Annotated in this window: 20 protein-coding genes and 1 pseudogene; 8 read left to right on the top strand and 13 right to left on the bottom strand. The window is 50.9% G+C overall.

Going from position 1 to position 19,791, the window contains the following annotated elements; all coding sequences use genetic code 11:
* Positions 1–112 precede the first annotated feature (112 nt).
* The 8 genes and pseudogenes from ACTHTJ_RS00680 (at position 113) to ACTHTJ_RS00645 (ending at position 8,885) form a co-directional block, all read left to right on the top strand.
* Entirely contained in the window at positions 113–625 is a 513-nt protein-coding gene (locus ACTHTJ_RS00680) for a hypothetical protein (protein WP_283120571.1), read from the top strand.
* Positions 626–677: 52 nt separating this feature from the next.
* Positions 678–1,295 carry a 4'-phosphopantetheinyl transferase family protein gene (locus ACTHTJ_RS00675; protein ID WP_070584068.1) on the top strand — a complete coding sequence of 206 codons (618 nt, stop codon included), beginning with the start codon at positions 678–680 and terminating at the stop codon, positions 1,293–1,295.
* Positions 1,296–1,387: 92 nt separating this feature from the next.
* Entirely contained in the window at positions 1,388–3,706 is a 2,319-nt protein-coding gene (locus tag ACTHTJ_RS00670; protein WP_070584066.1) for an MMPL family transporter, read from the top strand.
* A gap of 135 nt (positions 3,707–3,841) precedes the next feature.
* Positions 3,842–3,990: pseudogene (locus ACTHTJ_RS00665) on the top strand (NAD(P)/FAD-dependent oxidoreductase); the annotation flags it as partial.
* Between the two features lie 123 nt (positions 3,991–4,113).
* A complete protein-coding gene (locus ACTHTJ_RS00660) occupies positions 4,114–4,632 on the top strand; it encodes a hypothetical protein (protein ID WP_070584064.1) in 519 nt (172 codons plus the stop codon).
* A 3-nt stretch (positions 4,633–4,635) separates the two neighbouring features.
* Positions 4,636–5,838 (top strand): beta-ketoacyl-ACP synthase, encoded by a 1,203-nt coding sequence (locus tag ACTHTJ_RS00655; protein WP_070584062.1) that lies wholly within the window; start codon positions 4,636–4,638, stop codon positions 5,836–5,838.
* Positions 5,839–6,010: 172 nt separating this feature from the next.
* On the top strand, positions 6,011–8,233 hold the full coding sequence (locus ACTHTJ_RS00650; protein ID WP_070584060.1) for an NADP-dependent isocitrate dehydrogenase: 2,223 nt from the start codon (positions 6,011–6,013) through the stop codon (positions 8,231–8,233).
* 58 nt (positions 8,234–8,291) lie between these two features.
* A complete protein-coding gene (locus ACTHTJ_RS00645; RefSeq protein ID WP_070461622.1) occupies positions 8,292–8,885 on the top strand; it encodes a LolA family protein in 594 nt (197 codons plus the stop codon).
* A gap of 55 nt (positions 8,886–8,940) precedes the next feature.
* Here ACTHTJ_RS00645 and ylqF read toward each other — a convergent pair whose 3' ends face one another.
* The 13 genes from ylqF to ACTHTJ_RS00580 form a co-directional block, all read right to left on the bottom strand.
* Entirely contained in the window at positions 8,941–9,882 is a 942-nt protein-coding gene (gene ylqF, locus ACTHTJ_RS00640) for a ribosome biogenesis GTPase YlqF (RefSeq protein ID WP_070461623.1), read from the bottom strand.
* A gap of 93 nt (positions 9,883–9,975) precedes the next feature.
* Complete coding sequence (locus tag ACTHTJ_RS00635) at positions 9,976–10,212, bottom strand: lipoprotein (protein WP_003684875.1); 237 nt, start codon at positions 10,210–10,212, stop codon at positions 9,976–9,978.
* A gap of 34 nt (positions 10,213–10,246) precedes the next feature.
* Complete coding sequence (gene rapZ, locus ACTHTJ_RS00630) at positions 10,247–11,101, bottom strand: RNase adapter RapZ (RefSeq protein ID WP_070584057.1); 855 nt, start codon at positions 11,099–11,101, stop codon at positions 10,247–10,249.
* Entirely contained in the window at positions 11,082–12,044 is a 963-nt protein-coding gene (hprK, locus tag ACTHTJ_RS00625) for an HPr(Ser) kinase/phosphatase (protein WP_003747372.1), read from the bottom strand. The genes rapZ and hprK overlap by 20 nt, the downstream gene beginning before the upstream one ends.
* 3 nt (positions 12,045–12,047) lie before the next feature.
* Positions 12,048–12,497 carry a PTS IIA-like nitrogen regulatory protein PtsN gene (ptsN, locus tag ACTHTJ_RS00620; RefSeq protein ID WP_039862228.1) on the bottom strand — a complete coding sequence of 150 codons (450 nt, stop codon included), beginning with the start codon at positions 12,495–12,497 and terminating at the stop codon, positions 12,048–12,050.
* A gap of 268 nt (positions 12,498–12,765) precedes the next feature.
* On the bottom strand, positions 12,766–13,632 hold the full coding sequence (gene ubiA / locus ACTHTJ_RS00615) for a 4-hydroxybenzoate octaprenyltransferase (protein WP_377073153.1): 867 nt from the start codon (positions 13,630–13,632) through the stop codon (positions 12,766–12,768).
* 227 nt (positions 13,633–13,859) lie between these two features.
* Complete coding sequence (locus ACTHTJ_RS00610) at positions 13,860–14,354, bottom strand: chorismate--pyruvate lyase family protein (RefSeq protein ID WP_070584052.1); 495 nt, start codon at positions 14,352–14,354, stop codon at positions 13,860–13,862.
* The gene (gene bioD, locus ACTHTJ_RS00605; RefSeq protein WP_070584051.1) at positions 14,344–15,000 is read right to left on the bottom strand and encodes a dethiobiotin synthase; all 657 of its coding nucleotides are present in this window, start codon (positions 14,998–15,000) and stop codon (positions 14,344–14,346) included. The genes ACTHTJ_RS00610 and bioD overlap by 11 nt, the downstream gene beginning before the upstream one ends.
* Complete coding sequence (gene bioA, locus ACTHTJ_RS00600) at positions 14,997–16,286, bottom strand: adenosylmethionine--8-amino-7-oxononanoate transaminase (RefSeq protein WP_440360744.1); 1,290 nt, start codon at positions 16,284–16,286, stop codon at positions 14,997–14,999. Before bioA ends, bioD begins: the two co-directional genes overlap by 4 nt.
* A gap of 52 nt (positions 16,287–16,338) precedes the next feature.
* On the bottom strand, positions 16,339–17,244 hold the full coding sequence (locus tag ACTHTJ_RS00595; protein ID WP_070584047.1) for a DMT family transporter: 906 nt from the start codon (positions 17,242–17,244) through the stop codon (positions 16,339–16,341).
* Positions 17,245–17,438: 194 nt separating this feature from the next.
* Positions 17,439–18,641, bottom strand: coding sequence for a tryptophan synthase subunit beta (trpB, locus tag ACTHTJ_RS00590; protein ID WP_070584045.1), 1,203 nt, complete (start codon positions 18,639–18,641; stop codon positions 17,439–17,441).
* A 111-nt stretch (positions 18,642–18,752) separates the two neighbouring features.
* A complete protein-coding gene (locus ACTHTJ_RS00585; protein ID WP_440360745.1) occupies positions 18,753–19,163 on the bottom strand; it encodes a hypothetical protein in 411 nt (136 codons plus the stop codon).
* 4 nt (positions 19,164–19,167) lie between these two features.
* On the bottom strand, positions 19,168–19,770 hold the full coding sequence (locus tag ACTHTJ_RS00580; protein ID WP_070584223.1) for a DNA glycosylase: 603 nt from the start codon (positions 19,768–19,770) through the stop codon (positions 19,168–19,170).
* Positions 19,771–19,791 lie beyond the last annotated feature (21 nt).

Raw genomic sequence — 19,791 nt, 5'->3', positions numbered from 1 at the left:
TAAAAATATAATATTTTTTGCACCATTCTGTTTTTATACTTCTTTCATATATGTTAAAATGATTCTGCTTTCTGTAAACTTTTTCTACGCCCATTATTACAAAGGAGTTCGTATGTTACGTTTTTCTGCTTTGGTTGCCGTATCCTCCCTGATGCTTGCCGCTTGCTCACAATCCGGCAATTCCCAACCATCCACTTCCTCCTCTCAAACTTCTACTCCAAAAACAACTGCCGCCGGTTCTGCCTGCCGCAGCATGGGTGAAGGCCATAAAGTCAATGGCAAAGGTCAAAACGATATTTATATGTGTAAAGTCGATGTGGCTTTGAACTCTGCCGAAGCCAAATCCGCTTTGGATCCTAGCATCCGCGTTCACTACGGCAGCACATCCGGCGCAACTTTGACTTCCCGTCAAATCTCCAACTCAGTCGGCAAAACCCCTGATGAAACCTGCCAACGCGCATTCCTGAGCGCGGTTAAACGCTTCCAAAGCACTGCGCATCGCAAAAAAGCCAAATCCGTTCATCTGGTTAGCTACTTTGACAAAATAACCAAAGGCGGTAACGAGTACGAATGCCACATCGCTACATTCAACAGCCGTGTGGTTTTGAAAGGCAGCTTCCACTAAGCAATGTCAAAAATGCCGGACTTCTATATGAAGTTTGGCATTTTTCTATTTTATGGATACGACACCCCTTCACTGTCTGCTGGCCGATCCGTCTTTTGCCGCCTGCTACGACCATGCGTCTCTAAACTCAGCCGATTCCCAACGTTTGGCTGCCACGCCGCAACTAGCGCAGCGTCAAGACTGGCAAGTCAGCCGCGCATTAAAACAGCAAACCGATTTACCGACTGTATCGCTGAGCCACAGCAAAGGCTTTGCCGCTTTATTGTGTGCGCCTCATCCCTTAATAGCCGGTGTCGATATCGAATTTATCCGCCCGCGCGATTTCAAAGCGTTGTCGGCTTTGGTCTGCACTCAGGAAGAACAAGACTTTTTGGAAACGGAAAACTGGCCGTCTGAAACGTTTTACCGATTGTGGTGTTTCAAAGAAGCATTGATTAAAGCGGCGAATTTGGATTTCCCGTCAGACATGAAATCGGTCGGCTATGTTTTCGATTCAGGGCAACCCGTCGGTTTACGCGCTGGAAAGCAAACCGATTGGCACGGCACAAGCGCGATTTTGGCGGATACGATGGCACTTGCCTGCGTTTGGAAGGGAAAAGCCGTCGCTCTGCAATGGCAGTTTTTCGGTTCGCTCAAGCCCAATGATTTAACCGACCGGCAAACTATCTAACAACTGACAAAATAATAATAATCTGATTTAATTTACTGCACTTTACTTATTCTACACACCAACAGCAGCATTTGCAAAAGGCCGTCTGAACGATGAATCTTCGCCTCCTAAACCGCCTCTATACTGCCCTTATCCTGTTTCTTACCCTGTTTTTGGTTTATGCCTTTGCTTCACAAGCGCGCATCCAAACCGATTTGACCGCGTTGTTGCCAAGCGAGCAGCAACCCGATGCCTTACTGACGGCCGCGGATAAAACCGCAGAAGCGCAGCTCAATTCGCAAGTTATTTTGCTTGCCGGTAGTACCGATGCCGAAACTGCTTTTCAGACGGCCTCACAAATGGCCGACGCATGGCGCAAGAGCGGCGTATTTGAACAAGTCGACAGCAGCATGACGCCGAATTTGAACAAAGTGCGGGCGGATATGCAGAAACTGGGCTTGGCCGTTTTGCCGCAAGATGAAATACGCCTGCTGTTTGAACAGCCGCAAGCCTATTTTCAAGCGCGTGCAGAAGCCGCAGCCAATCCGTTTGCCGCCCCCTCGCCTTTGTCTTTAGAACAAGACTGGCTGGGCTTTGGACGCTTTGTTGCCGACAAAGCCAATCCGCAAAGCCGTTTGCAGTGGGACATGGACAACGGCATGCTGTTTGCCGAAGACAAAGGCAAAACTTGGGTATTTTTGCGCGGACGGCTCGCAGGCGGCGATCAATTTTCCGGCAACGATGCCCTCTTGCCGCTGATGACGCAAAGCCGTCAAATCGCTTCGGAAAACGGCGCGGAAACCTTAAGCGCAGGTGGCGCATTGTTCGCCGCCGTATCCAAAGCAGCCGCAGAAAAAGAAAGTCGGCTGATGAGTATGGTCGGACTTGGACTGACCTTTGCGCTGCTGTTGTGGGTCTTCCGCAGCGGCCGCGTCTTTTTGCTTTCCTTGCCACTGGCAGCCGGTATGTTGACCGGATTGGCGGTTGCGTTATTAACCTTCGGCGAAGTGCATATCCTGACCATCGTCATCGGCACCAGCTTGGTGGGTATGTTGGTGGATTTCCCGTTGCACTGGCTTGCTCCGTCGGTATTCGGGCCGTCTGAAAAGACCGTTTGGCAGGCCGAATCGGCAATGAAACATGTCTTGCCGAGCTTTGCCGTTAGCCTGACAATTACCGTCTTGGGCTACGCGCTGCTGTGGTTCACTCCTTTGCCTGTATTGCGCCAAACCGCGGTATTTTCAGGATTTGCTTTATTTGGTGCGTTTGGTGCCACCGTTTTATGGCTGCCACCGCTGTTTCGCCGCTATCGAGCCAAAACCGTGCCTTTTGCCGCATTAACTGAAAAGCTCTATTCCTTGTCAGGCCGTCTGAAAAACCGCCTGCACAAACGCGGCTGGTTAATCGTGGGCGGAATTTTGCTGGCAGTCGGACTGTGGCGCAGCGACTGGCGTGACGACATCCGTCAATGGGTCAATATGCCGACTGCGATGTTGGCCGAAGTACAACAAATCGGCCAGTTGAGTGGCACGGATTTTGGCGGCAAATATTTGGTGGCCGAAGCACAAAGCGAAGATGCCCTGTTGAAGAAAACCGCCGAACTCGGCCACGCCCTGCAGCCCTTAATCGCGCAAGGCAAACTTTCCGGCATCCAATCGCCCGACCAATTCATCCTGCCGACAACGGAGCAGCAAAAACTGCAAAACCGCCTGCGCGAATTGACCAAATTGCCTGATAGCTGGAAACCGCTCACAGAAATCGGTATTCCGCGCAAAACCGTGCGCGATGCCCTGCTGCAAGCCGCCGATACGCAACCATTATCGCTTTCAGACGGCCTGAATACCGATTTGGCAGAAGCTTGGCGTTCCTTGTATTTGGGTGAAGTGGAACCAGGCCGTTTTGCTGCCGTCGTGCGTTTGAACGGCATGACCGATGAAGCCGCCGTACACGCCGCAGTGCAACACGTCTCCGGCATACATTGGGCAGACAAACGCGCCCACTTAAACGAGCTTTTCCACCACACGCGCAATCAGGCCGCATGGTTAAAACTGGCTTCCTATGCGTTGGCATGGCTGCTTTTATGGAAAATGTTCGGTTTCAAACGCGGCAGCAAAATCCTTGCCGTGCCGCTGGCCGCCGCCATCTGCACCGTTGCCGTACTCGGTTTGGCCGGCATTCCCGTCAGCCTGTTTGCCATGTTCGGCCTGCTTTTAGTGTCCGCCATCGGCGTGGACTATGCCGTCTATGCCGCCACCGCACACCACAGCGCGCCGGCAAAATTAGGCGGCATGCTGCTTGCCGCCGCGACGACAGCCATTTCCTTTGCCCTGCTCGCCATCAGCAGCACGCCCGCCGTTGCCGCGTTCGGCATGACGGTTACCATCGGCGTGGCATTCAATATTTGGCTGGCAGGCACATTGTTGAAAAATTAGACAAAAGATGAAGACGATTGAAATTAAGGCGATATTTTGTTTCAACTTCTATCGTCACGTTGTAAGAGGCCGTCTGAAAAACTTCAGACGCTAGTTTAAACATTTTTTTATCATTAAAATCAAAGGTATTTTCAAATACCCGTAGAATTTGACGTTGCCGTTATCGGCGCAGCCCTTCAGGTTCGGTTGCTTCCGCTTTGCTGAACAAACAAGGCTTTAAAGTTTGCGTATTGGAAAAACAACATTTCCCGCGCTTTGTCATCAGCGAGAGCCTATTGCCGCATTGGTGGGCGATTTGAAGGTAGAATAAGGACGAATGCCTTTCAGACGGCCAAGCCTGAAAACAGAACAGGCCGTCTGAAACTTCATCCACACCATTAAATATTTTGACCGATAGATAAAACCTTATGCGATTTATCCCTTTGCTTGCCGCACTGCTGCTTTCCGCATGTGCGACCTCGCTCCCCCATCCGCAAACGCTGCCGCCGCTTTCCAAAGAAGGCCAATGGTTCAAACTTGAGCAGACCAATGCGGCCGGGCAAACCGTTCAAACCAATCTCTTGGCAGTCGAGCCTCATTCAGACGGCATCCGCTTTGTCCAAACCGATGCACTGGGTGCGCCGGTATCGCGTCAATCGGTCAGCACCAAAGGCTGGAAAAATGACGGCTTTGTGATGCCCAATGCCAATTCGCGTCGACTGTTTGCCGCCCTGTTGCCGCTTTTGGCCGCCGAACACGCCGCCACGCTTTACCCTGAAGCACGCCAACAAAACGCCTCCCATCAAGGCTTCTGCCCTGACGGAAAAGGCGCGGTGTTCAGCTACCGCGAGCGTGATTTGTGGTGTGTCGCCCACCATTCCGAACAATTCCTTATCGGCTTCCCCGACCAAACTTTCTGGACGGTCAGCCCGATTGCAGAAGACTAATTCATGAATACTCCTGTTTATCTCAGCCGTCCGGCACTGACCAGCGCATTGGGCAGCGGCTTGCAAGTTCATGCCGATGCCTTACTCACGCCGTCTGAAAACACGCCCCTAACTTTTTCAGACCAATGGGTAAAAGGCAAAACGCATGCTTTCGGTGCGGTCAAAGAAACCCTGATGCCCCTGCCCGACAGCATTCCCGAAGCGCATCGCAGCCGCAACAACCAGCTTATCCTGCACGCGCTTTCGCAAATAGACGGACTGATTCAAACGGCCATTGCCCGTTACGGCAAAGAAAGGGTCGCTGTCGTGACTGGTACGTCCACCAGTGGCGCAGACGAAAATATCCCTTTGTTCCAACACGTTGTCGAAGGCGGTGCATGGGCGGATGTTCCATTCAAACAGCTGCAACACACCATGGCTTCGCCCTCCGAATTTATCGCCCAAGTTTACGGTTTGGACGGCTTGCGCTATACCGTCTCCACCGCCTGCACTTCCGGCGCACGCGCCCTCATCAGCGCAGCCCGATTGCTTCGTGCCGGATTGTGTGATGCCGTGATTTGCGGCGGCGCGGATACGCTTTCTCCGCTGACGATTAATGGTTTTGCCTCTTTGGAAGTGCTTTCAGACGGCATCGCCAAGCCTTTTTCTGCCAACCGCAACGGCATCAATATCGGCGAAGCGGCCGCATTTTTCGTGATGACGCGCGATGCAGATTTTGACGGCGAAATGCAGTTGCTCGGCTACGGCGCAAGCAGTGATGCCTACCATATGTCTTCTCCCCGCCCCGATGGTTTGGGTGCAGCCCAATCCTTTCAAGCCGCTTTAGATAAAGTCGGTTTGAAAGCGGAAGACATCGGCTGGATCAATCTGCACGGCACCGGCACGCAACACAACGACAGCATGGAAAGCCGAGCCGTTGCCGAAGTGTTTGGCAGCCACACCCTTTGCACGTCAACCAAGCCGTCCACCGGTCATACTTTGGGTGCAGCCGGTGCGATCGAAGCCGCGTTTGCCTGGTTGATGGCCAACCGCCAATACAATCCGGAAGGTAAACTGCCGCCCCAACAATGGGACAACGTACCCGATTCCGAGCTGCCCAACATCGCTTTGACCGACGAAAACAGCCGCTGGCCGTTTGAAAAACGCATTGCCGCCAGCTCGTCATTTGCCTTCGGCGGCAGCAATGCCGTTTTGATTATCGGATAAGTCCTTATATTTAGGCTGTCTTTTCAGACGGCCTTTTTCTTTTCCGCAACTTAAAAAACAATAACATCAAAACAACAACCAAATCCGCCGAAATATGCCATAATAGGCTCAGCACGTTTCTTCTCGCGATGTGCCCGAAAAGAAAAACTTAACCTACATAGAGAATAATCCCATGACTAAATCCACCATTATCTATACCTACACCGACGAAGCTCCTGCATTGGCCACTCAATCCCTGTTGCCAATCGTGCAGGCGTTTACCCGCCACGCCGATATTGATGTCAAAACCAGCGACATTTCTCTCTCCGGCCGTATTTTGGCGGCTTTTCCAGAATACCTGACCGAAGCGCAACGCGTACCTGATGCGCTTGCCGAATTGGGCGAACTGGTGAAACAACCCGATGCAAACGTAATCAAACTGCCGAACATCAGCGCATCCGTACCTCAACTGACGGCCGCGATTAAAGAATTGCAGTCTAAAGGCTTTGCCGTTCCCGACTATCCTGCCGACCCTCAAACCGATGAAGAAAAAGCCGTACGCGAACGCTACGACCGCATCAAAGGCAGCGCGGTAAACCCTGTCCTGCGTGAAGGCAACTCCGACCGTCGTGCGCCTAAAGCAGTGAAAAACTTTGCCAAAAAACATCCGCACAGCATGGGCGCATGGACCAAAGATTCCAAAACCCATGTTGCCACCATGCAAAGCGGCGACTTTTTCCATAACGAACAATCCGTTACCGTACCTGAAGCGACTTCCGTATCCATCGTATTCACCGACAAACAAGGCAACAAGAAAGAGTTGCGCGAGCCCGTCGCCCTGAAAGCCGGCGAAATTATCGACGCGACCGTGATGAGCAAAAAAGCCCTGCTCGCCTTCCTTGCCGAGCAAGTAAAAGACGCGAAAGCAAAAGGCGTTTTGTTCTCGCTGCACATGAAAGCCACCATGATGAAAGTGTCCGACCCGATTATCTTCGGACACGCCGTCAAAGTATTCTTTGCGCCTGTCTTTGAAAAATTCGGCGACAAACTGGCTACCGCAGGCGTCAACGTCAACAACGGCTTCGGCAACCTGCTTGCCAATCTGGACAAACTGGATGCGGACACCCGCGCCGCCGTCGAAGCCGAAATCGCCGCCGTTTACGCCGCCAACCCTGATTTGGCGATGGTCGATTCCGACAAAGGCATCACCAACCTACACGTCCCCAGCGATGTCATCGTTGATGCTTCCATGCCTGCGATGATTCGCAACTCCGGTCGTATGTGGGACAAAGACGGCAAAGCGCAAGACACCAAAGCCGTGATTCCCGACAGTAGCTACGCAGGTGTTTATCAAGCAACCATCGACTTCTGCCGCGAACACGGCGCGTTCGATCCGACGACCATGGGTACCGTGCCCAACGTCGGTCTGATGGCGCAGGCAGCCGAAGAATACGGTTCGCACAATAAAACCTTCGAAATCGAAGCCGACGGTCAGGTTCAAGTCATTGATGCGGCGGGCAAAGTCCTGATGCAGCACGACGTTGAAGCAGGCGACATCTGGCGTATGTGCCAAACCAAAGACGCGCCCGTCAAAGACTGGGTACAACTCGCCGTCAACCGCGCCCGCCTGAGCAACACGCCTGCCGTGTTCTGGCTCGACGAAAACCGTCCGCACGACAAGAGCCTGCTTGCCAAAGTCAAAGCCTACCTTGCCGAACTGGATACCAACGGCCTCGACATCCGCGTCCTCGCGCCCGAAGAAGCCGCCAAGTTCAGCCTGGGTCGTCTGAAAAACGGCGAAGACACCATTTCCGTAACCGGCAACGTCTTGCGCGATTATCTGACCGACCTGTTCCCGATTTTGGAACTCGGTACCAGCGCGAAAATGCTGTCTATCGTTCCCCTCATGAACGGCGGCGGTATGTTTGAAACCGGCGCGGGCGGCTCCGCACCGAAACACGTTCAACAGTTCCTCGAAGAAAACCACCTACGCTGGGACTCGCTGGGCGAATTCCTCGCGCTCGCCGTATCGTTTGAACATCTGGCGCAAAAAACCGGCAACGCCAAAGCCCAAGTCCTCGCCGACACTTTGGATGCAGCCACCGAAAAACTGCTGTTGAACGACAAATCGCCTAAACGCAAAGCAGGCGAACTCGACAACCGCGGCAGCCATTTCTACCTCACCCTCTACTGGGCGCAAGAATTGGCGGCGCAAGACAAAGATGCCGAACTGAAAGCCGCATTTGCTCCATTGGCAGCCGCTTTGACTGCCGACGAAGCCAAAATCGTTGAAGAACTCTCTGCCGTACAAGGCAAAGCGGTCGACATCGGCGGCTACTACGCAGCCAATCCTGAAAAAGCGGCACAAGCGATGCGTCCAAGCGCAACCTTTAATCAGGCCTTGTCAGCCTTATAATTAAAGCAATAAAAGGCCGTCTGAATTTTCAGACGGCCTCAAACCTTATGGAAGCACAATGAAAAAAAACATTCTTTCTCTTACTCTCCTCATCAGCGCTCCGGCTTTGTGGGCATTTTCCCCTGCCGAATTGGCACAAACCCTGCAAAAACCGCAAAACGTGCAAGGCAATTTTGTCCAACAACGCCAGCTTAAATCCCTCAGCAAACCCATGACCACCAGCGGCAGCTTTACCCTTGTCCCACAAAAAGGCCTGCTCTGGAAAATGCAAAAACCATTTGAAACCACCCTGCGCGTGCGTTCAGACGGCATCATGCAATGGAACGGCAGCCAATGGGTCAACCCAAATGCCAGCAAACTCAACGGCCAAAGCCGCCAAATCAAACTCTTCCTCGACCTTTTGGGCGGCAATACCCAAGGCTTGGAAAAACAATTTGATTTGAAATTAAACGGCAACGAGAAAAAATGGACGTTGACCTTAACTCCGAAAACCGCCATTACCCGTCAAATCTTCAACCGTATCGAAATCAACGGCGATACACTGGTACGTAAAATCGAATTGGACGAAAAGCAAGGCGACAAAACCATCATGCAATTCAACCAAATCCAAACCGATAAAGCCCTAGACAGCTTCAGCCGTACCGCCCTCTAAATTGTCTATCCCAACAAAAGGCCGTCTGAAAATAGATTTCAGACGGCCTTTTAGATTAATCGGCTGAAGGCTGCTGCCCTTTTCTTTCCGCCTTTCTGGCTTCGCGAATGGCTTTAAGTTCGGCCTCTTTCTGTCTGGCTTTTTTCAGCCAAGCCTCCCATTGGTTTGGCGTTTCCAGCGTGATTCTGCCGATTTTGCCTTCGCGGAAATCGGTCAGGATATTTTCAGCAGCCTTTTGGTAGTTGACCCGTCCGCCACTCAAAACCGCACCGCGTTTTTTGGCAATCCACTCCAACCAAGAAGTATCGTCCCAATGGCTGCTTGGATCTTTGTCGGCTTGATAGCGCTCTTGCAACAGAGCCAGATAATGGCGGCGGAGGTAATCCAAAAGCTCAAGCGCCACTTCTTCTTCGTCCAGCGCGTTACGCCCGACTGCACCGCCGGCCGCAAGGTTGTAGCCACCCTCTTCGACGATAATTTTTGGCCACAACATACCAGGTGTATCGTAAAGCCAGAAATCGTCAGCAAGGAAAAGGCGTTGTTCGGCTTTGGTAATACCGGGTTCGTTGCCGGTTTTGGCAGATTTTTTGCCGATCATACCGTTAATCAAGGTAGATTTACCGACGTTGGGAATGCCGCAAATCAGGACACGCAGCGGCTTCTCAATACCTTGGCGATGCGGAATCATAGCGCGGCAGGCTTGGGTAATTTTGCCGTGCGCGCCGGTTTCGGAAGAATCAAGCGCAATGGCGCGGGTATCTTGACGGCTGTTGTAGTGTTCGAGCCAAACTTTGGTGCGCTCGGGATCGGCAAGGTCTTGCTTGTTTAAGATTTTGAGTTTTGGCTTGCCTTTGGACAACTGGGCAAGCAAGGGGTTTTCGCTGGAAGCAGGCATACGCGCGTCCAGCATCTCAATCACCATATCAACGCTTTTAATGCGTTCGGCAATGGCTTTTTTTGCCTTGTTCATGTGGCCGGGAAACCATTGGATAGCCATGTCTTTTTATTCTTTCTATTCGTATCTGAGGCCGTCTGAAAAATCATTGTTTTTCAGACGGCCTCGGTATTTGGATAATCGGTTAATCAGGATTTAGAGATTGCCATGCTCGTAGCTGTAATAACCTGCTTCATCCATACATTGCTCAAACGTTTTGGATGTATTGCCACGTTTGGTTCCATTTTGAACTTGTGATTTGCAGGTATTGATTTGGCGGGAAACTTCGGCTTCGCTTGCACCGGTACGGTGCCAACGGTAAGCAGTGACAGGCTCTGTTGCACAGGCGGTCAAGATAAGCAGGGATAGTGCGGTCAGACTGATTTTTTTCATGGTTTCTTCCTTTGAGGCCGTCTGAAACGGCAAGTTAGCGTCCTGCCAAGCTTTGAGCCTGACGGTGGCGGACAAGGAGTTCGTAACGGCCCTTGAGGCGCTCGGCCAGTTTTTCCACAACATAAACGGAGCGGTGCTGACCGCCGGTACAACCGATGGCAATCGTTACATAACTGCGGCTCTCTTGTTGCAGGCGCGGCAGCCAACGGCTAATAAAATGGTCGATGTCATCAACCATTTCTTGAACCAACGGCTGCTGGCCCAAATAATCTTGAATAGGCTTGTCCATACCGGTGAAGGGGCGCAATTCCGGATCATAATACGGATTGGGCAGGCTGCGCATATCAAACATAAAGTCGGCATTATTGGGAGCGCCGTATTTGAAACCAAAGGATTCAAGAATAACCAGTAAGCCAACACGTTCAATATTGAGCCATTGTTGAACGGCATAACGAAGCTGCTGCGCGTTCATTTTGGACGTATCGATGCAATATGCGATGTCTCTAAGCGGGAAGAGCCACTCGCGTTCTTTTTGCAGGCTTTCCAACAAAGTCAGGTTCTGGCCGGACAAAGGATGTCCACGACGGGTTTCTGAGAAGCGGCGAACCAAAACGCCTTCTTCCGCTTCAACAAACAGGACTTCGACTTGATGCCCTTCATTACGCAAATATTGGATTTGCTCTTGCGCTTCTTGGATATTAATACGGGAACGGATATCAACGCTGACACCGAGTTTGGTTTCATCGGCCCGTTCGATGTGGAGTGAAACCAATGATGGAAGCATTTCCAAAGGAAGATTATCGACACAGTAATAGCCCAAATCTTCGAGCTGCTTAAGAGCTACGGACTTTCCCGAGCCGGATAAGCCGCTAATCAGGACGATTTTCATGATTTTGTTCGTTTTCTTTGAGTTGTGTTTGGTGACGTTCGAGAAATTCTTTGGTGCTGTCTTTACCACGCAATTGAAGGATGTAATTGCGTACTGCAGCTTCAACCAATACTGCTAAGTTTCGACCGATTGCAACAGGCAGGGTAACGGAACGGACGCTGACGTTGAGGATAGATTCTGTTTCGGTACGGATGCTCAATCGATCAAGTTGTTTCATATATCCGTCGTCGGCCGGAACCAAATTGATAATCAGCTGGAGGATTTTTTTCGGACGGATAGAGGTTTCACCAAAAATATGGCGGATATTAAGTATGCCCAAACCGCGTACTTCGAGGAAATCACGCAGCATAGGCGGGCAACGGCCTTCCAGCATTTCCGGGCCGGTACGGAAAAGTTCGACCGCATCATCGGCGATCAGGCTGTGACCGCGCGAAATCAGCTCCAATGCCAATTCGCTCTTACCCAAGCCGGATTGTCCGGTAATGAGTACGCCCACTTCAAATACATCCAAAAATACGCCGTGCTTGATGGTGGAAGTAGCCAATGTACGTTGCAGATAAATCCGCAAAACGTCCATCAGGTGCGGGCTTTCCTGTTTGGAAGTCAGCAAGGGGATACTGTTGGTATGGCAATAATCGCGCAATTTGGGCGAAACCGGCAAACCGTTGGCGACAATGACCAAAGACATGGGGATGTCGAAAAGCTCGCCGAAATCGTAGTTGAGCTCGCCCGATTCCAAGCGGCGCAAATATTCGGCTTCGGCTACGCCGACAACTTGAATTTGGTTGGGATGGATAAAGTTTAAGTGGCCGACCAAGGCCAAGACGGGTTTATCGGCTTCGACACCGATACGGTTGTCCGCGCCGGAATTGCCGGCAGCCCAAGCAAGTTCGAGTTTGTGCTGATTGTCGGAAAACAGGCGGCGGACGGATATGCTGGGCATGAATTACTCTTCGGTCAGGAGTGTGCGTACTTCTTCGGCAGAAGTCGCGGCCATCAATGCTTCACGGATGGCTTTTTGAGAGAATCTGCCGGCCAGTTTGGACAAGACTTCCAAATGTTCGCCGGTAGCGTTTTCAGGCACAAGCAGGATAAAAATCAGGGAAACGGGTTTACCGTCAGGCGCATCAAAGGCAACCGGCTCTTTGGTGCGGATAAACGCACCGGTAGCTTTTTTCACGCATGCGTGACGGCCGTGAGGAATCGCCACCCCCTGCCCCAAACCGGTCGAACCAAGTTTTTCACGGGCAAACAGGCAGTCGAACACGTTGGTATTCGGTAATTCTGCTTCATTCTCCAGCAGCTGTGCAGCCTCTTCAAACAGACGCTTTTTGCTGCTGACTTCCAAATCCAAAACGATATGGGACAAAGGTAAAATTTCGCCAATCAGGCTCATGTGTATCTCTTTTAAATGTCGCAAAACAATGGGATTGTACCGATTGTCTGTGCAAATCTCAATCCTGAAGGCGTAATTTACACTCGCCCTGCTAACATTTTCCATGTTGTTTTTGATATTTTTTAACGAGCTAAAAATAAGCCAACTGCTTGCTTATATTGGATTTAAAGTAAAAATTCTATCATTAGCCAAACTATGATTCAAATGAAAAGGGGTATGTCCGGCATACCCCTTTTCCCTTCTTTTCAGACGGCCTCAACCTAGTTTTTTAAAACAATTTGGAAACCAAAAACAACCAGAAATAATGGCAGACCAATCCGCAAAACCACGCTAAACCGATGCGGTTGTTGGCCAAAAACGTTTGGAAGCACAACTGGCGATTGCGCGTACGGATGACAACATATTGCTGATACTGCCAATAAACAGTTATCGGCAATATCAACCAATACGGCCAAGTTGCACCGATTTTAATACCCAACACCGCCATCAATACCGTAAACCAAAAATGGCAAAGCATAGAGGCAGTAATGTCGTGATGGCCAAATGTGATTGCCGAAGTTTTAATGCCGATTTTCAAATCGTCTTCTTTGTCCGCCATGGCATAAATTGTGTCGTAAGCCAACGTCCATAAGGCATTGGCGGTAAACATCAGCCACGCTTCGGGAGGCACTCGGCCTTGCACGGCGGCAAAGGCCATAGGAATGCCGAACGAAAATGCCAGTCCTAAATAAAACTGCGGCAACGGGAAAAAGCGTTTGGTAAAGGGATATGTGATGGCAAGGAACAAGGCTGGAAGGCTCATCAGCCAAGTAAAGCGGTTGAGCTGCACCAAGCATAAAGCCGCCATCAGACACAGCATGACGGTCAAAAGCAGCGCTTCGATTTTAGAAACCAAACCTTTGGCAAACGGGCGGTTTTTGGTGCGCTCTACTGCACCGTCAAAATTGCGGTCGGCAAAGTCATTCACCACGCAACCTGCGCTGCGCATCAAAAATGTGCCTGCGCTAAAGGCAATAAAAATATCCGCGTCGGGAACACCTTTAGACGCAATCCACAATGCCCAATAAGTCGGCCACAGCAAAAGCAGTGTGCCAATAGGTTTGTCGATACGCATCAGTTTGGCGTATATCACCATCCGTCCGACAGCGTAACGCGGTAAAAATTGTAGGAAAAATCGCCTTATGTTCATTGATGTAATGTGTCGTTGTTTATGTGTCGATTCGGAAGGAACGGTTTTTTAGAGCCTTAGCTCTTATTATAATGTATTGCCGTCTGAAATTAAACAGATCTTAACAATTTAATTTATTGTATTATATCAGAATTATGACAAACATCGGTAATTGGTTTTATTTTCAGACAGCCTTAGCGGTATAAATCTATTAATTTCAATAAGAAATATTCTGTTAATTCCAATGTTTCGCCATTCCAATCGAAATACGAACGGCGCGCGGTAATAGGCCGTCTGAAAGACGGATGGTCTAAATCGTCAAAACGAAGAAACTCAAAATCCGAACGCTTCAACGGCAATGTACCGTCAAACAGGCGCTCGCCCAAAGGCTGCGTTCCGCAATCCAATAATTCTGTCCATAGACGGCTATCCGGCCGGCACGCGCTTCTGGCTTGTATCACTGTTTCGCCGTCCAGTTTGAGCAAAACATCGCGCACAAAGATTTCGTCTCCGTTTTCTGCTCCCTTCGTCAAACCCAAATACACTGGCTCGACTGAAAAATCCTTACCTGAAGCGCGCAACGCAGCGGTTAGCGAAGAAACGGTCAGCAAAGGTTCGGCCTTAGACGGTAGAAGACTTGAAGCTTCGGCATATGAACAAAGTGTGCCACGCGGTATATCAAACGCCATTTACCACCTCTGTTTTGGCCAACTCCTGCCATTTGGCTTCAGGAAACTCATCTTTCAGACGGCCTTTAAGATATTCCAAGGTATCGCCTGCAATGGTTTCATCTTTGCTGTCGTGAATATGGTTGAAAATCAGGCTATACAAGCTGATACCGTATTGTTTGAGCGCGGAAAAGCTGAGCAGGGTGTGGTTGATGCTACCGAGCCGTCCACTGGTAACGAGGATGACGGGATAGCCTTGCTGACGGATATAATCAATGGTCAACAGATTTTCCGTCAGCGGAACCATCAATCCGCCCGCGCCTTCGACCAAGACGATTTCGTATTGCGTCGCCAACTCTTGAGTGGAGGTACGGATTTTGTCCAAATCCAAAGCCCTGCCGTCAAGACGGGCGGCGAGATGGGGCGAGGCTGGATAGCTGAAGATTTCGGGCATGGTCAGCCCTTGTTTGTCGGCTTCCTGCATGGGTATGCCCATGATTTTGCGGTGGACGGCGATGTCGTCGGCGATGTTTTGGCAACCGGTTTGCACGGGCTTTTGCGTGATCACGCTTTTGCCCTGCTGCAACAATTGTTTTGCCAACATGCCGGTAGCAACGGTTTTGCCGATGTCCGTGTCTATGCCGCTGACGAAGTAAACGCCTTTCATGTGTTGTGTTCCTTCAAGATTTGTACGGTTTTGTCGGCAAGTTCGGTCAAGAGGTCGTCTGAAATGATGTAAGGCGGCATGAGGTACACCAGCCTGCCGAATGGGCGCACCCAAATGCCCTGCGCCACGCAGTCTGCTTGAAAACGCGCCATATCGACGCCTTTTTCCAGTTCGATCACGCCGATGGCACCCAAAATGCGCACGTCTTTCACGCCGCGAATGTCCCATGCGGTTTTCAGACGACCTTTCAGGATGCTTTCGATGCGGCGGATATTTGCCTGCCAATCTTGGGACAAAAGCAGCTTGACCGAAGCGCAGGCAACGGCACACGCCAGCGGGTTCGCCATAAATGTCGGTCCGTGCATAAACACGCCCGCTTCGCCGCGCGAAATCGTTTCGGTGACTTTTTGCGAAGTGATTGCCGCCGCCAGCGTCATATAGCCGCCGCTCAAGCCCTTGCCGATACACATAATATCCGGCACGACCTCCGCATGTTCGCAGGCAAACATCTTGCCCGTGCGCCCGAATCCGGTGGCGATTTCGTCAAAAATCAACACAATATCAAATTCATCACACAAATCGCGCAAACCGCGAAGATACTGCGGATGATAAAAATACATGCCGCCCGCACCCTGCACGACCGGTTCCAAAATAAAGGCGGCAATATCCGCATGATGCGCTTCAAACAAGGCGCGGACAGGCTGCAAATCCGCCCCGTCCCATTCATCGTCGAAACGGCTTTTCGGATTATCGACAAAATAACGCTGCGGCAGAGCGCTGCCGAAAATATGGTGCATCCCCGTTTCCGGATCGCAGACGGACATCGCGTTCCAAGTATCGCCGTGATACCCGCGCCGCACCGTCGCGATATTCTGCTTCGCGGTCAAACCCCGCGCCTGCTGGTATTGCACCGCCATCTTCAGCGCAACTTCTACCGAAACCGAACCCGAATCCGCATAAAAAATACGATCCAGCCCCTGCGGCAAAATCCCGACCAATAATTTACCCAGCTCCACCGCCGGCCCGTGCGTCAAACCGCCAAACATCACATGCGACATTTGTTTAATCTGCGCCTCAACTGCCTGATTCAAAACAGGATGATTGTAACCGTATATCGCACACCACCAAGACGACATCCCGTCAATCAGCCGCGTGCCGTCCGCCAATTCGATATGCACGCCCTCCGCACGGCGCACCGGATAAACAGGCAACGGATCGGTCATGGACGTATAGGGATGGAGCAGATGGGCGCGGTCGAAATCGAGCAGGGAGGAATGTTCAGACATGTTGAAAACAATGGTTTAATCAGTTTCATTATTATATAACATATTTACCTTTTCAGACGGCACGTCTTCCGTACTGCATCAACGCCAATCCGCCCACCGCCGCCAAACAGCCGGCAACCAAGGAAATATGCAACGCCTCGCCCAAAAACCAAGCGGAACACAGAATACCGAATACCGGCACCAAAGTGATGTACGCCGCAGCGCTGCCCGCGCCCAAAGTCTTCACGCCTTCAAAATACCACGCATAGCTCAAGACCGTTGCCCCGACAGACAGGCCAATCAAAGCAAACCAACCCCTGCCGTCCATTTCGGCAAGCATACCAAACGGCAGGCCGTCTGAAATCAGCGCAGGCGGCAGCAACATCATTGCACCCAGCCAAGCGGTGGCCACGGTGACCGTCAGCGCATCAATCCCCTGCAACACCGCCCTGCCTATCATCGTATAAGTAACCAAGCAGCAAAGGCTGCAAAACACCAGCACTTCGCCCCACCCTATGCCGCCGCCCGACAAAAATGCCGCAATCTCGCCATGCGTGACCGCCCATATCGAGCCTGCCACTGCCAACAATATGCCCGACACAATCTTGCCATTGAGTTTTTCACCAAACAGCAAAGCTGCAAAAAACATCGTCAACACAGGATTAAACGTAACCAACACCGTCGCCCTCGAAGCAGGAATCCGCTGCAAACCCAGCATAGACAATACGGTAAAACCAAATACGCCGAATGCCGCCGCCAGTGCCAATCCAAGCCATTGTTTTCGCGACAAAACCGCCAAAGTACGCAACCGATACCGTGCAAACAACCAGCCCAAAAGTAAGATTGCCGCCGTCAAAAAGCGCAGCATACCGCCCGTTAAAGGCGGCAGCGCCTGTCCCAGCATCCGCCCCATCGGCCAAGATGCGCCCCAAAACGCCGCCATGCCCAATAGTTTTAGATGGATTGCTAAATGTTTCATGGTGATGGATAAATTGAATAATTGGTTTAGAAAGCGTACAAGCTCGGTTTGGAAGGATAAATTTCCTTAGCCGCCGATACTTGATAGAGTTTGCGCGGATAAAATACTACGCTGAATCATTATGGAAACAAAGGCCGTCTGAAAGACTGAAATCCAGCTTTTTCAGACGGCCTTTACTGCTCAATCAATAAGACTTACAACTCAATGCCTTTGAGTTTCGCCACGGTATTAATGTCTTTATCGCCGCGGCCGGAGAGGTTAACCAAAATCACTTGGTCTTTGCCCATTTTCGGCGCATTTTTCACCGCCCAAGCAACGGCATGGCTGGATTCCAGCGCAGGAATAATACCCTCGAAACGGCAGAGCAAGTCAAAGGCTTCGAGTGCTTCGTCATCTTTGGCAACGGTGTATTCCACGCGGTTGATGTCGTTCAAATGGCTGTGTTCCGGGCCGATGCCTGGGTAGTCCAAGCCTGCTGAAACGGAGTGTGTACCCAAGACTTGACCGTTTTCGTCCTGCATCAAATAGCTGCGGAAACCGTGCAATACGCCGATGGGGGCTTTGCTGGTAATCGGCGCGGCGTGGTCAGGCGTATCTACACCCAAACCGCCGGCTTCTACGCCGACCAGACGTACGTTTTCTTCTTCGATATAGGGATGGAACAAACCGATGGCGTTCGAGCCGCCGCCTACGCAGGCAACGGCAACATCAGGTTGGCGGCCGATGGCTTCCAACATTTGCTCTTTGGCTTCATTTCCGATCACGCATTGGAAATCGCGTACCATTTCAGGATACGGCGCAGGGCCTGCGGCAGTGCCGATGATGTAGAACGTGTCGTCCACGCGCGCCACCCATTCGCGCATGGCTTCGTTCATTGCGTCTTTCAAAGTACGGCTGCCGCTGTCAACGCTGACCACGTTCGCACCCAATAATTTCATGCGGAAAACATTGGGCATTTGACGTTGGATATCGTCCGCGCCCATGTACACGTCACAAGTCATGCCGAAGCGTGCAGCGACGGTAGCAGAAGCCACGCCGTGCTGACCCGCGCCGGTTTCGGCAATCACGCGTTTTTTGCCCATGCGGCGGGCAAGCAATGCCTGACCGATGGTGTTGTTGACTTTGTGTGCGCCGGTGTGGTTCAAATCTTCACGCTTCAGCCAGATTTGTGCGCCGCCCAAATGCTCGGATAATCGCGCGGCATGGTAAACAGGGCTGGGACGGCCGACATAATGTTTCAAATCATGGCGGAACTCTTCCCAAAATGAAGGATCTTCTTTCGCTGCTTTATAGGCTTCTGCCAATTCTTGCAAAGCCGGAATCAGGGTTTCGGAAACGTACAGGCCGCCGTGTTCGCCGAAAAAGCCGTTCTCGTCGGGAGCGTAATAATTTTTCATGGGATTTTTCCTTGTTCGTTTTATGGTTTCAGACGGCCTGATTCAGTACAAGGCCGTCTGAAAGTAAAATTGTCAGCAATTATAGCCGTTTTCCATTCATCTTGTCGGCAACTAATTGAATAATAATATCAGCAGACAAAATAGGAATAACAGCGTACAGCTCGATATTGCAACTAATGCCGTACCCAACGGAGGCGCGATATATTGTTCTTCGTTTTTACTTCTCAGGCATAGTTTTAATACCAACATCCCCAACCACAGTGCCAGCAACCACCAACCCAAAAAGTTAAGCACAAGCAAAGCAATAATCAACTCATTGGTATTTATAGTGCTTATGTTCAAAAATATCCAATTAAGGCCGTTAACAGACATAATGACTGCAGATATTTGTATCACATACAAAAGCGTTCCGCCCAACAATACCTTGATATGCCATTGTTTGGCCTTCAGCCACACTGAGACGACATTAAAAAGCCACCACAAAGCCATAAACGTCATTAAAGAGATTTCATAACGATCCATCGCCTTACTCCTGAAAAACAGTCAATCCAGCCATTTCAAAAAAAGCCCGATACGCCGCCGCTTTTTTCGCCAAACTCAAAGGATAGGCACGCGAAGTCGAAGGCAGGCGCGTCAGGGTCAACTCACGTCCAGCATAAGGAAACGGCACTGTTTCGCCGGTCTTCGGCATTTTCATGCCGCTGCCTTGAATCTCCAACAAAATTTCAGTTGCCTTGCCGCCGGTGGTACAAAGGTGGCGGCACTCGGGCATTTGCTCCAATACTGCTGCCAAATCGACGGTTTCTATCACTTTTAAAAACTTATCCGAAGCATTGCCATGTTCGCGTATTGCCTTCAATACGGTCGGACAGGATGCAATCCCCTTCTCACTTAAAAACGCTTTGATTTTATCGGCATCAAACGCCTTTTCGCCCTGCTTTTGAAAATGCGCCGCATTGCCGAAAAACACCAGCCCGTACACACGCCACATATCGTTTTGAAAATTCGGATAATGAAACTGCATCGCGTGTTTTTCTTCTTTAGGCGGAAACGTCCCCATCATCATGACCGTTGCCTGCGGTGGCAACAAGGCTGCGAAGGGATGGGACTCAACGATTGGCTCTTGCATATCTGTATTCCGGTTGCTTTT

The organism is Neisseria sp. P0018.S001, assembly GCF_051957355.1.
GTDB lineage: Bacteria > Pseudomonadota > Gammaproteobacteria > Burkholderiales > Neisseriaceae > Neisseria > Neisseria subflava_A.
Note: the sequence above shows the minus strand (reverse complement) of the source record. Positions and strands in the feature narration are given on the sequence as shown.